Here is a 13,297-nt window from a genome sequence, read left to right on the forward strand (position 1 = left end):
ATAGATTTTAAAATATGATGGGTTATTTTGTGGTTATTACCATTGTTTTACCTTGTCTAAGTTCGGCATCAGAAATAAAATAATTATTAATTTTTTTTCCGCCATAACTTATATCCATAATTTTTTTGCCACTGTTCTTTTTGGTAATGGTAAACGTTTTGCCACCAACATTCATTTCTACCTTATCAAAAATTGGTACGGATACAATATATTTTGGGTCCGCTGGCGAAAATGGATAAAATCCCATCGCGTTGTAAACATACCATGCAGACATTTCACCAGCATCATCCATACCCGCATAAGCAAGTTTGTCTTTGCCCATATCGTAAAAATTGTTCATAATGCTGTCTAATATTACTTGAGATTTTTCCTGTTTACCAACAAAATAATACATAAAAGGCGAGCTGTGATCTGGTTGATTCCCATGGCAATATTGACCAATAAAGGCCGAAATATTGTCGGCTTCGTTACCGTGAAAAGGTGTATTAAAGAGGCCATCTACTTTTTGTTCAAAGTCGGCTTTGCTTTTATAAAGACTTATCATTCCTTCTGTATCGTGTGGTACAAAAAAAGTAGATTGCCAAGCATTTGCTTCTCTATACATGTATTCGTAATAGATAAAAGTTGGATCGAAGTTTTTTACCCAATCGCCGTTTGCAAGACGACCACGCATAAACTCTGTTGATGGATCAAAAACATTTTTATAGTTTTTAGTTCTTTTCATCAACATATTATAATTTGCAGTATCATTTAATGCTTTAGCCAATTGAGCCACAGCATAGTCATCATATGCATATTCTAGCGTTTTTGTAACTGCGGCATTGGCCACAGTTTGTAAAGCAGGTTTTGCCAAATCTTGCTCTGGCACATAACCCTTTTCTATATATTCTAAAATATGCGGACGGCTTCTATTTGCAAGCGTTGCATTACGTAACAGCAAATTATAAGCGCTTTTTACATCATAGTTTTTTATTCCACGTAAATATGAACCTGCAATAAAAGGCGCAGCATGATCTCCATGAAAAAAAGTAGGCATAAAACCGGATTTTTCACCCTTATCTATCAGAGATTTAATCACGTCGTTGGTTAATTCCGGCTCAAGTGTGGCCATTAAAACCAATTTGTTGCGGTAAGTATCCCACAATGATGGCGTAGAATAATAGCTAAAACCTTTATTTACCACTTTGTTGCTTTCATCTGTAAATTCTCCATTCACATCGCTACGCAAAACAGGCCATAAAAAAGAACGGTAAAGGGTAGAATAGAATAAACCTAATTGTCTTTCTGTACCGCCAGTTACCTTAATTTTCGACAGAAGTGTTTCCCATGTCTTGGTTGCTTCTTTTCTTACCTGAGCAAAACTTTTGCTAAGCATTTCTTTCTGAAGGTTATCTTTGGCATTCTTAACGCTTACAAAAGAAAAGCCTATATGCAATTCTAACGGTCCATTCGTATTAATAAAATTTACAACTGGCAAAATTTTCTTTTTGCCTTTTAGAGAGTCAATATTTTTTATTTTGTGATTGGCAACTGCGTAGAAATACATTTTGCCGCCGGTTTGCTGAAAACCTGAAAAGACATTTTCGCTTTCCTGCTCAATGTTCCAACTTTGTACGCGTTCGTTAGACATAGATAAATCTGCAATTAATTTCTCTGGCGCTCCTGGTTTGAAGTTATATTTATGAAAGGCACACCTTAATGTAGAGGTCAATTCTGCATTTATATTGTAGCGTTCTAAATAAACTTGATAATAACCAGGATGTGCAGATTCGTTTTTATGACTAAAAGCAGATTTATAATCATCGGGGTTAATATCGCCAGTAGCCGGCATGAATGGGACATTACACAAGTTCCAATGGCCTTTACTAGAATGCGCAAAACCATAAATTACGCTGTCTTCATATTGATAGCCTGAACCGCTATGAAATTGCGTTACTGGCGTTGCTTGTACCATGGCATTTGGTAAAGACGAGCCAGGAAAAGTCTCGCCGCCCCAAGTTCGGTGGGTTGGCTTATATCCAATATCTACGCTATCCAACAAAGTTGCCGTTCCCAAAAAGGGATTCACATAATCGGTGTAAGATTTTTGAGCATTTGAAATACCTACCGAAGCCAAGACTAAAACAATTGCTAGAATATTTTTTTTCATCTAAATAAACTAATGTTTGTTGCTTGCTAAATAGTTGTTTTGCTCCAACCAAGCAAAGCGGGCAAGTATTTCTAGCATTCCGCCTTGTTCAACTAAGTTTTGTACGCCGTCCTTGCCTGTAAATATCCCTTTTGCATTTTTTTCATTCTGCAATGCGTAATCTAGGCACTTTTTAAAGCCCATAACATATTTGGTGTCTTTGTTGTATTTTAATAAATGCTGATAAGCCCTTAACATTACTGCATTAAACCAATATCCGTCTCTAAATTTTTCGCGACTGTAAAAGAAATCAAGCGTGCTATCTGCAATGGCATTCGCTTCTTGCAGATATTTTTTGTCTTTAGTAATCTCATACAAATACACATAAGACTCTAGCATGGTACCCGTATTGTAGGATAAAATAGGCTTATCTAACTTACCATCTACAGTTTTTATATTATCGTAATACAACTTATTAGGTGCCTGCAATTTTGCATTTGTCCAATTAAAAATTTTCAACGCCGTGTCTAGGTACATTTTGTTTTTGGTGGCTTGGTAAAGTTGAAGCGCAACCAACACACCAGGGCCATTAGAACAGGTATTTTTAGAGCTTGTAGAACCTTCTTTCCAATACAAGCCGCCGCCTAAAACTTGATCGTGACCGGTCATCATAAATTTGTACATTGCTTTTCCTTGGTCGAGGTCTTTTTTTTGTTTTGTGCGTGCGTACGCATCTAAAGCCGTTATCCCGATCCACTCATTATCATCGTAATACCGCTCTCCGGGTTTCAACTTCATAATATAATCAGAGTAACCTGGTGCGGGCGGGGCAGGGTCGTAATAATAGGCAAGTTGTTTTTCTATCTTAGCCATTAGACCATCTTTCGGCGCTAATTTCTGTATTTCATTCGCCGCTTGGTAAAGCGCACAATGCGCCCATAAATAAGTGTATTTTCTTAGAAAACCATTTTTCACTTCCCACTGCGTAGTATCTACCACGATAGAATAATAGCCAGATGCTTTATCATAAAAGTTTTTGTCAATTGCCGATTGGAACAAATGCATTTCATTCTTATAAAAGCCAACCTCTTCTTTTATTGTTTTCTGTGCAAATATAAAGCTAGAAAAAGACGTAAGACATATAGCAATAACAAGGCATTTTTTGGTGATATTCATAAATAGATAATTTGGTTAACAATAAACGATTTAATTTAACCATTACAAAATTAAACTTGCGCTTATTGGTTATGTTTTGGGCCATTTTTAACTCATCTAGGTAGACTTATTAAGAAGACACTCTGCTTAAATATCTACAAACTTAATATTTAAACGAGCTGCTAAATAAGATAATTGTACATTTTTGTTGACAAATCGTACATTTGTTGCATAGATTTTATCAAAATGCTTAAAACGTTTACAGGAAATAGGTAACCTGAAAAAAAAAGATGATATAGGCTTTAACAGTCTTCTAAGACTTATTCGGTCTATAAGATGATCAGGATGCATGCGTAAGAATAAAAAAGGAAAAAACAGCCAATCAGCAAGGTTGAAATTTTACCCAAAAGGCGTTTAGAGTTCCTAAAAACGATACTTTGCAATAACAAAGTATATTTATGTCAAATTAATTGAACTGTTTCGCTATTAAATTTTCCAAACGCGTTCCAAAATCTATTTCCAAGCGGTGTACTTCAATTTATTTACCTGAAAAACAGTTACACCAAGGACACTGCATCTCATCCTTGAGTGGATGGAAGATCAGCAGCTTAATTCCTTTTACCCTATAGGCGGCACGGGCATTTGTGCAAGACTTTAATAAGACAGACAAATACCAGCCGATTTAAAACTTCACCATCCCTAACCAATAGGGGCTCATGTTTTACGAACAGGTTGCTCAATGTACCGATCCTGTCAAATGGCTTACGTCTGAGCACAATTTCCACATTCTTATTTTTTAGGAATACTGCTTTAAATTTATTGATTTTAGAAACAAGTAGCTTCAGGATGAGTCGTGTTTTTAGAAAATAAAAAAATTTTATCCAATTTCTTACCAATTTAATTTTCTCCATAAAATGAGATCCTTTCGAATTTTGCGGAATTTTATTGCAAAATCTTTCAGTTTACGCGATCGAAAAAATATTAAAAACAAAAAAAGTGTTGATTAGCGGACTTAGAAGTATTTCTATGCTCGATGCGTTTTATTTTGGTTACAAATTTCTGAGTCCAAAAATTTGACAAACTCTAAAAAAGACTAATTATAACTTATTTAATGCGATATTTAAAATCTTTCCAATAACACATTTTAGAAAGTCAACTATCCTATAATGTTCATTAATTTTAAATATCTAGTTGCAATACTCCTATGTATAAATGGCCATGTTTGCTTGGCCGAGCAGGGTGTGGACAGCGTGCTTATAAAATTAAATTCAACCCTAAAAAATGAGCGAATTTATATAAACCTTAAGTTGGGCAAAATTGAGCTCTTAAAAAAAAAATTACAACAATCTACGAACAAAAACACTAGGTATGAGGGATATTTGAGCCTCTACGAAGAATATAAAACCTTTAACTACGATTCTGCGTTTACATATTCCAACCTAATGCTTAAAGAAGCAACTAGGTGGAAAGACCAAGACAGGATTGCATATGCAAAGTTAAAACTTGGTTTTACGATGCTTTCATCGGGCATGTTTAAGGAAACTTTTGAAATTTTAAACGATATTGATTCCAACCAACTAACAGGAAATCAAAAAATTGAATACTATGCACTTGCCTCGCGCAGCTATTACGATCTTGCAGATTTTGATCGAAATGTTACCCTGACTGAAAAATATAACCGTATTGGTGGTGAATATATAAAAAAAGCATTATCGATTCTGCCTTCAAATTCTTATGAATACCAATTTTTAGATGGTTTGAAACTCTTAAGAGAAGGGGATTTTGATCGAGCGATAATACAGTATCAGAAGTTAGTTAAAAACAAAACAGATCTACGTAAATATGCAATTAATGCCAGTACCCTTGCCTATCTCTACAACCAAAAGGGTAAAACCAAAAAAGCATTAGAACTTCTGGTTGAGGCAGCAATCGCCGATATAAAATCTGGAACGAAAGAAACAACAGCTTTACTAAGTCTTTCAGATTTGCTTTATAAGGATGGGGATATAATAAACTCTTACACTTACATTAAGCAAGCAATGGAGGATGCTAATTTCTACGGAGCAAGGCATCGTGAGATCCAAGTTGGCATCATTATGCCCATTATAGAAGGTGAACGAATAAGGGCGATAGAGGCGCAGCGACAGCAGTTGTTTATTTACTCTTTACTTATTACAATACTGGTTGTTTCAGTTGTGTTTTTTTCTATAATCATCTTTAAACAGTTAAAAAAATTAAAGAAAGCGGACGAAGTCATTCTAGAAGCCAATGACAATTTACGCCGTGTAAATCAAAATCTAGCAGAAGCAAATGCACTTAAAAACGACTACATTGGTTACTACTTCAATATTAATTCACGCTATCTAGAAAAATTAGAACGCTTTAAAAAAACAATAGAAAAAAAGTTGCAGAATAAGAGTTTCGATGATGCCCTACGCAGCTTGCAAACACTTCATTTGGATGAAGAACGAAAGGAACTTTTAAATACGTTCGACAAAATTTTTTTAAAAGTCTTCCCAGATTTTATTGTAGATTTTAATGGTCTTTTCCTCCCAAAAGATAAAATTGTTTTAAATAACGACGAATTGATGAATGCGGAGCTGCGTATTTTCGCCCTCATCCGGATCGGAATTCATGACAATGAGCGAATTTCTAAAATTCTTGGTTATTCTATGAACACCATCTACGCTTATAAAAATAGGGTAAAAACGAAATCAATCGTCAACAATGATGAGTTTGAGAAGAAATTGATGGGCTTTACTGCTGCGATTACTTCTCCTGTTTTTTAATATATTTTATATTATCCCGATTTTTATATTCTATAACTGGTTAAAATTTAATTAGTTATGAAATATCGATAATTATACTTTTTATATTAGGTTGTAGACCCATTGCCAAGCATTCAAAAGTTTATTTTCTTTGAACATTCGGAACTACTCGTGACCAACCGAATATTTTAACCAAATAACTTTTTTATTTATGAGAAAAAATTACTTAGTGTTTAAACTGGTTTTAACACTTTTTTTGGCAAATTTTTTTACCGGAGTGTTCGCTCAAAAATCTTCGATAGAAGGAAAAGTGGTGGATGAAACCAATCAACCATTCCCTGCAGTTGTAATTTCTGTAAAAGGTTTTAATACAAAAACAGTAACAGATAATAACGGTCATTTTAAAATTTCAGGCATTACAAATGGCGAACAGATAATAATGGCAACCTACATAGGTTACGAGCCGCAGTCTAAAACCGTTTTTCTTTCAGGCGCTTTAACAATTAACTTTAAGATGATTCCATCAGCTCAAACCTTAAATGACGTTGCCGTTATTGGCTATGGAACTGTAAAAAAATCCGATCTTACTGGTTCGGTAGCTTCCATTGGCAGTAAGGATTTAAACCCAGGCCCAATAACAAATCCATTACAACAACTTGCGGGCAAAGCTGCCGGGGTAAACATTACACAGACCGGAAGTGAGCCGGGAACCTCCCCTAGTGTGCGAATTAGAGGAATAACCTCTCTTATCGGTGGCAATGATCCTTTAGTGGTTATCGATGGTGTGCAGGGCAATTTGGATCTTCTTAATCAAGTCCCGCCAAGCGAAATTGAATCTGTAGATGTGTTGAAGGATGCTTCTGCAACCGCCATTTATGGTTCGCGTGGAGCGCCAGGTGTAATTATCATCACCACCAAAAAGAACAAAGCAGGCCAATCTAGCGTAGATTATACCGCAAATGCTTCAATAGATGTTCTCCCACAAGGGTTGAAAACATTAAATGCAACGCAGTGGTGGGAACAAGCGCAATTGTATGGCATTCCTGCGTCGGCAAACCACGGTTCTAGTACAGATTGGTACGGTTTACTAACACAGACTGGCGTAACACAAAACCATACTGTTGCTTTTGGCGGCGGTGCAAACAGTTTTAATTACAGAGCTTCACTTTCAGCAATTTTGCAAACTGGCTCAGTCATTAAATCCAACTATAAAAATTATATAGGTAGAATTCAAGCTACACAAAAAGCTTTTGATGAGAAGCTTACGTTAACGATGAACCTAAACAATGGCATTAACAATACCAATTATAGTCCAACAGGCGTAGGAAGAGCAAGTTTTCGCTCTAATTTAATTACAAATGCCTATGTAAGTAGGCCTACCGATCCAGTTTACAACACTGATGGAACTTATTATGCTGACCCCAATGTATTTCAATACATTAACCCTTATGCGGTAGCCAATACTGTGGTAAACGAAAATCACATAAATAGTTTGTTTGGAAGTTTTAGGGCAGATCTGAACTTGTATAAGGGTTTAAGTGTAGGTTGGTTTGGCAGCTGGAGAAAAGTGGATGGAAATTCTGGCTACTATCTTCCAGCAATATCTACCGTGGCAGCAGCAATAGACAATCAAGGAATTGCAAACATCAACAACTTTCACAATGATGAGAAATTGATGGACATTAGCTTAAACTACAAGGTAAATTTTGGCGATCACAAGTTAGATGCCGTTGCCGTTTACGAAACGCAAGGTCAAACCTATAATGGAAATTTTGCGCAGGCAAAAGGATTTATAAATGACATTGCGACTTACAATGCCCTACAACTTGGTGATTTATCAAAAGTTACTCCGGGCGATCTATCTTCGTACAAAAATGACAGAAACCTTGTTTCGTTCCTGGGCCGGATAAATTATTCTTATATGAGCCGCTACTTAGTTACAGCAAGTTATCGACGAGATGGTTCATCGGTGTTTGGCGTAAACCATAAATGGGGCGATTTTCCTTCAGCATCTGTTGCTTGGAAAATAGATGAAGAGCCATTTATGAGAAATCAGAAAATTTTTAGCCTGCTTAAGCTTCGTGGTGGCTACGGCATCACCGGAAACCAACAAGGGCTTTCGCCACAAGGTTCGTTGCAATTGGTAGGTTATTCTGGCGTAACCTATTTTGGCGGTTTGCCGATCACCAATTTTGTGATCAGCCAAAATGCGAATCCAGATTTGCGCTGGGAAACGCGTAAACAAACAAATATCGGTTTGGATTTTGGATTGCTTAAAGGGCGTTTGACCGGAACAGTAGATGCTTTTACTGCCACGACAGACAATTTATTATTTGGCTACACGGTTCCACAACCACCTTTTCCATATCCAAACATTACGGCCAACGTAGGAAGTTTAGAGAATAAAGGGCTTGAACTTACTTTAAGTTACGACGTAATTAAAACTGAAAACACGGTGTTAACGCTTGCAGGAAACGGTTCCTTGCTTAAAAACAAAGTACTTAGTTTGAGCGGTACTGTCGCGGGCATTCCATTAAATACCAATTATGTTTCATGGGGAATAAATTCCTACCTTATTGCCGGTCAGCCGATCGGAACGTTCAACATACTTCAGCACAGTGGAAAAGATGCTTCTAATGCAGAAACGGTAATTGATCAAAACGGCGACGGTGTAATTGATCAGGGAAATCAAAGCGCAGACAGAGTTTTTGAAGGATCTGCCATTCCAAAATACAACTATGCGTTTACACCAAGTTTTAGGTATAAAAATTTCGATGCTTCAATGGTTTGGAGAGGCTCGGGAGGAAACAAAATTTACAACACCATAAAACCAAGCTTAAGTTATTTCGAGAATTTAGGAAAATCAAATGTACTAGAGAGTGCCATCCCGATAGGCCTGTACACCTCGCAATACAGTTCTGACCTTTGGCTAGAGAATGGTGCTTTTTTACGGTGGGAAAACCTTTCTTTCGGTTACACAGTAAAAACGGAGAAGATAAAGTACCTCAGTGCCCTTCGGTTCTCGCTTACGGGTACAAATTTGTTATTGATTACTAAGTATACAGGAATAGATCCTGAACTTAATGTAAGTGGTGGCAATGGTTCGGGTTCAGACGGTGGAATTTATCCAAGAACCAGAACATTTGCTCTAGGTTTAAACGCAACTTTCAAATAAGAAAACATGAAAAAGACATTAATAGCCTTTGCAGTTATCGCATTGACAACCCAGGGCTGCAAAAAGATAAATGAAAGTGTTTACGACAAGTACTCGGCTTCAGAATTTTATAGCTCGCCAAAAGGAGCAGACATTGCGCTTGCGAATGTGTACTCGCAAGTTTCCGGAAATTGGGGTACAGGTTATGCAGGCGCAGATAATTGCTGGTATGATTTGAATACCATGTCGTCAGATGAACAAGTAATTCCACATCGCAATACCGGAGACTGGCAATTGGATTTTGCGCAGCTTTATCAGCGCCAATGGTTGCCAACGTCCGCAATTATAAACAACACATGGAATTGGCTTTACAAGTCTATTTATACAGCAAATTTAGCCGTAGATCAGTTATCTCAATCAAATGCCGAAGCATCTAAAATTGCTGAAGCGAAAGTACTGCGGGCCTTTTTCTATTATCTTTTGATAGATGATTTTGGTTCGGTACCATTCTACACGGACAATAACATCACGGTTGATAAAATTTCACAAGCAAGCAGAGCGACGGTTTACAATTTTATTGTGAAGGAACTTAACGAAAATATCGATAAGCTCGCGGAAACAGAGGGCGGCGCTTACTATGGAAGATTTAATAAATGGGCCGGATATGCCTTATTGTCGAAGGTTTATTTAAATGCTGAAGTTTACACAAGTACACCGAAATGGGCAGAATGTCTTGCCGCTTGTGATAAAGTTTCTGAAGGCGGATTTACGCTTCACCCAGGTGGAGCAAATGCTGCAAGTCCGCTTGGATACCAGTACTACGAACTCTTTGGAGATAAACTTCCAGAAGACGAAACCATTCTATCTATTTACGCAACTGCAGATATTGTTTCTAGAAACATTTACGCGCTTCGCAGTGTAAATGGCGCAAACGGTGTTGCCTTATTTGGTTTCAGCGGATGGAACGGAACAATTGTTCCAAGACCTTATTATGAAAGATACGATCCTAACGACATTAGGAGAAAACAATTTCTCGTTGGCGCGCAACCGGGTGGCGTAACCTATTCTATGGATGTAACTTCTTTAGATAATCCAGGTGCAGGGCCAAATGAGGGCATTAGAGGTGTTAAGTTTTTTCCCGTACCACCACAAAATGGAAGCGGCGAATCGAATGATTTCCCAATTTATCGCTACGCAGACATTTTGTTGATGAAAGCAGAATGCCACGTTCGTTTAAACAATGCAGCAGCGGCCAAACCATTTATAGATCAGATTAGGCAAAGGGCAGGAATAGCGGCTTTGGCGACAAATCCGACTTTAGAAGATGTTTATAACGAACGCGGTTTTGAGCTCAATTGGGAGGGACATCGTAGACAAGACATGATTCGGTTTAACAAATTTTTGCTCGCCCATGATTTTGCACCTGCCGTTCCCGCATTCAGGTTATTATTTCCAATTCCAACTAGTGCGCTTGACGCAAATACAAGTTTAAAACAAAATCCAGGCTATTAATCTTATAAAAATGAAAAAATCGATCTATCTTTTTATCATTCTCTGTGCAGGAATCTTACAATCCTGTAAAAAAGAGAAAGAATTAACGGTGCTAAAACCGGTTTCTTTCAGCTCGAACTTAACCGTGAACAAATCGGCAGTAGAATTATCTCCAGCTACCGATAGTTCGGTGGTGGTAGCATTTTCTTGGCCTTCCGTAAGCTTTCCTATAAAAGCATCTGTAACGTACACGCTTGAGATTGATGTCCCTGCTGATACCGTTGGAAGCGCTGCATGGGGAAATGCAACAAGCGTTGCCATTGGCAACGATGTGCTGAGTAAATCTTACAAAGGCAAGGATTTAAATATTTTAGCTATGGCAATGGGAATTGCAGCAGGAGCCGACGGCACGCTCGTGTTTCGAGTAAAGGCTTACCAAGACCGCCCTACGTATAGCAGGGCAATTTCGCTACATGTAAAAACCTACATAACAAAAGCCGTCTATCCATTACTATACATTCCCGGCGACTACCAAGGATGGTCGCCTGCAACTGCCCCGACGGCCGCTGCTTTGAAGCCAAAAATATACGAAGGATATATATTTGTTCCAGCAGGGGGGACAAAGTATTTTAAAATGACTACTGCACAAGATTGGAACCACATTAACTATGGAGATGCAGGTGGTGGAAATATAACTGTTGACGGCAACGCGGGTGGACTTATAACTTCAGAAGATGGCTACAACTTAGTTTCCGTTAATTTAAATACCAATACCTGGTCTGCAACCAAAACCACTTGGTCTATTTTAGGTGATGCTTCGCCCGGTGGATGGAGCACTGATACTCAGCTCGCTTACAACCCATCTACAAAAGTTTGGACAGTTACTGCAGATATGAGCGCCACAGGATCGTTTAAATTTAGAGCAAATAATGCGTGGACAATTGATTTTGGAGTAGACGCTGATGGAAAACTAGCCTATGCAGACAGTCCTATATACGGTTATGATGGAACGGTAAATAATATCACAGTGCCATCTAGCGGCAATTATACCATTACGTTAGATTTAAGCGACCCATCAAATTACAACTATAAATTAAGAAAAAATTAAATCCCATTTAAAACATGGATATTTTAGCAACTAAACAAATGAAATACTCAAAAAATAAATTTATGATAAAGGCATTTCTGTTTTTAAGTATATCTCTTTTTGCCTTTTGCAAAAAAGATGCATCTTCAGTGGTGCCAGATTCATCATATCCTCAATACGGCACACCGTTTACGGCTGTACCAACCCCATCTGATGCAGTAATCTATCAAGTAAATGTGAGAGCTTTTAGCCAAGATGCCACATTAAAGGGTGTAACAGCCAGAATGGATTCTATAAAAGCATTGGGTGTAAACGTAGTCTATCTTATGCCAGTTTATCCCGTTGGAGTGCTAAAATCTGCTGGTGGTTTAGGTTCCCCCTATGCTGTTAAAGACTATAAAGCGGTAAATACAGAGTTTGGCAACATGGATGATTTGAGAAGTCTTGTCGCCGCTGCGCACGAAAGAAACATGGCCGTAATGTTAGATTGGGTAGCCAACCACACTGCTTGGGACAATGATTGGATTAGCAATAAAAGCTGGTATCAGCAAGATGCAGATGGAAACATTATTTCGCCGGTGGGAACCAACTTTAAAGATGTTGCAGCGCTTAATTTTAACAATAAAGACATGCGTTTGGCGATGATTGATGCGATGAAATACTGGATCTTCAATGCCAATATTGATGGTTACCGTTGTGATGCAGCAGACTTTGTTCCATTGGATTTTTGGAAACAGGCCATAGACGCATTGAGAGGTATTACCACTCATAAATTATTGATGCTTGCAGAAGGAACAAGGGCAGATCATTTTAAAGCAGGGTTCCAAATGGTGTATGGTTTCGGTTATTACGATGCGCTGGAAAATAAAGTTTTTGGAAATGGCATCTCTGCAACTAGGTTACAAGACATAAATACTACTGAATCTGCTTCGGCATTACCAGGTTCTCAGGTGGTGAGGTACATTACCAATCATGATGTATATTTAAGTGACGGCAATCCAATAAATGTGTACGGCGGAAAAACAGGGTCTATGTCGGCTTTTTTGGTTACCGCATTTATGAAAGGTGTACCAATGATTTACAATGGACAAGAAGTGGGTTGCACCAGACCTATCGATTTCTTTTACCATACACCCATCGATTGGGCGACTAATCCTGACATGACTGCTGAGTATAAAAAAATCATTCACTTTAGGAACACTAGCAATGCGGTAAAAACGGGAGATTTGTCTGTATATAGCAGTGATGATGTTGCAGCCTTTACAAAATCTACATCAGAGCAGAACGTATTGGTAATCGCGAGTCTTCGCGGCAATGCAACTACTTATAACATACCCGTCGCGTTGCAAGGTAGTTGGAAAAACGCTTTCACGGACGCCGAGGTTACCTTGGGCACTCAGCTGTACTTGCAACCCTATCAACATATGGTTTTAACTAAATAGAGGCTGTTAATTTAGAATTTCTAAATGGTTGCAGTTCTTGCACCCTATTAAAATCAAAAACACACTAGATGC

Annotated in this window: 7 protein-coding genes; 5 read left to right on the forward strand and 2 right to left on the reverse strand. The window is 38.0% G+C overall.

The genetic code is table 11. The annotated features are described in order from the left end of the window. Positions 1–22: 22 nt before the first annotated feature. The gene (locus ACVWYG_RS02865) at positions 23–2,149 is read right to left on the reverse strand and encodes a GH92 family glycosyl hydrolase (RefSeq protein ID WP_457268621.1); all 2,127 of its coding nucleotides are present in this window, start codon (positions 2,147–2,149) and stop codon (positions 23–25) included. 9 nt (positions 2,150–2,158) lie between these two features. Continuing rightward, positions 2,159–3,304 carry a glycoside hydrolase family 76 protein gene (locus ACVWYG_RS02870; protein ID WP_457268622.1) on the reverse strand — a complete coding sequence of 382 codons (1,146 nt, stop codon included), beginning with the start codon at positions 3,302–3,304 and terminating at the stop codon, positions 2,159–2,161. 1,145 nt (positions 3,305–4,449) lie between these two features. Here ACVWYG_RS02870 and ACVWYG_RS02875 point away from each other — a divergent pair. The 5 genes from ACVWYG_RS02875 (at position 4,450) to ACVWYG_RS02895 (ending at position 13,225) form a co-directional block, all read left to right on the forward strand. Beyond that, complete coding sequence (locus tag ACVWYG_RS02875) at positions 4,450–6,072, forward strand: DUF6377 domain-containing protein (protein WP_457268623.1); 1,623 nt, start codon at positions 4,450–4,452, stop codon at positions 6,070–6,072. 190 nt (positions 6,073–6,262) lie between these two features. Beyond that, positions 6,263–9,226: a SusC/RagA family TonB-linked outer membrane protein gene (locus tag ACVWYG_RS02880; protein WP_457268624.1), complete on the forward strand. Its 2,964-nt coding sequence runs from the start codon at positions 6,263–6,265 to the stop codon at positions 9,224–9,226. A gap of 6 nt (positions 9,227–9,232) precedes the next feature. Then, on the forward strand, positions 9,233–10,717 hold the full coding sequence (locus tag ACVWYG_RS02885; protein WP_457268625.1) for a RagB/SusD family nutrient uptake outer membrane protein: 1,485 nt from the start codon (positions 9,233–9,235) through the stop codon (positions 10,715–10,717). A 10-nt stretch (positions 10,718–10,727) separates the two neighbouring features. Then, positions 10,728–11,804 (forward strand): SusE domain-containing protein, encoded by a 1,077-nt coding sequence (locus ACVWYG_RS02890; protein WP_457268626.1) that lies wholly within the window; start codon positions 10,728–10,730, stop codon positions 11,802–11,804. Positions 11,805–11,842: 38 nt separating this feature from the next. Continuing rightward, the gene (locus ACVWYG_RS02895; RefSeq protein ID WP_457268627.1) at positions 11,843–13,225 is read left to right on the forward strand and encodes an alpha-amylase family glycosyl hydrolase; all 1,383 of its coding nucleotides are present in this window, start codon (positions 11,843–11,845) and stop codon (positions 13,223–13,225) included. Positions 13,226–13,297: the final 72 nt, after the last annotated feature.

The organism is Pedobacter sp. UYEF25 (assembly GCF_054061655.1).

What these genes read in the sequence shown, in the direction of transcription:
- ACVWYG_RS02880 (WP_457268624.1), top strand. Translation starts at nt 6,263, where the DNA reads ATGAGAAAAAATTACTTAGTGTTTAAACTGGTTTTAACACTTTTTTTG.
- ACVWYG_RS02865 (WP_457268621.1), bottom strand. Translation starts at nt 2,149, where the DNA reads ATGAAAAAAAATATTCTAGCAATTGTTTTAGTCTTGGCTTCGGTAGGT.
- ACVWYG_RS02895 (WP_457268627.1), top strand. Translation starts at nt 11,843, where the DNA reads ATGAAATACTCAAAAAATAAATTTATGATAAAGGCATTTCTGTTTTTA.
- ACVWYG_RS02885 (WP_457268625.1), top strand. Translation starts at nt 9,233, where the DNA reads ATGAAAAAGACATTAATAGCCTTTGCAGTTATCGCATTGACAACCCAG.
- ACVWYG_RS02875 (WP_457268623.1), top strand. Translation starts at nt 4,450, where the DNA reads ATGTTCATTAATTTTAAATATCTAGTTGCAATACTCCTATGTATAAAT.
- ACVWYG_RS02890 (WP_457268626.1), top strand. Translation starts at nt 10,728, where the DNA reads ATGAAAAAATCGATCTATCTTTTTATCATTCTCTGTGCAGGAATCTTA.
- ACVWYG_RS02870 (WP_457268622.1), bottom strand. Translation starts at nt 3,304, where the DNA reads ATGAATATCACCAAAAAATGCCTTGTTATTGCTATATGTCTTACGTCT.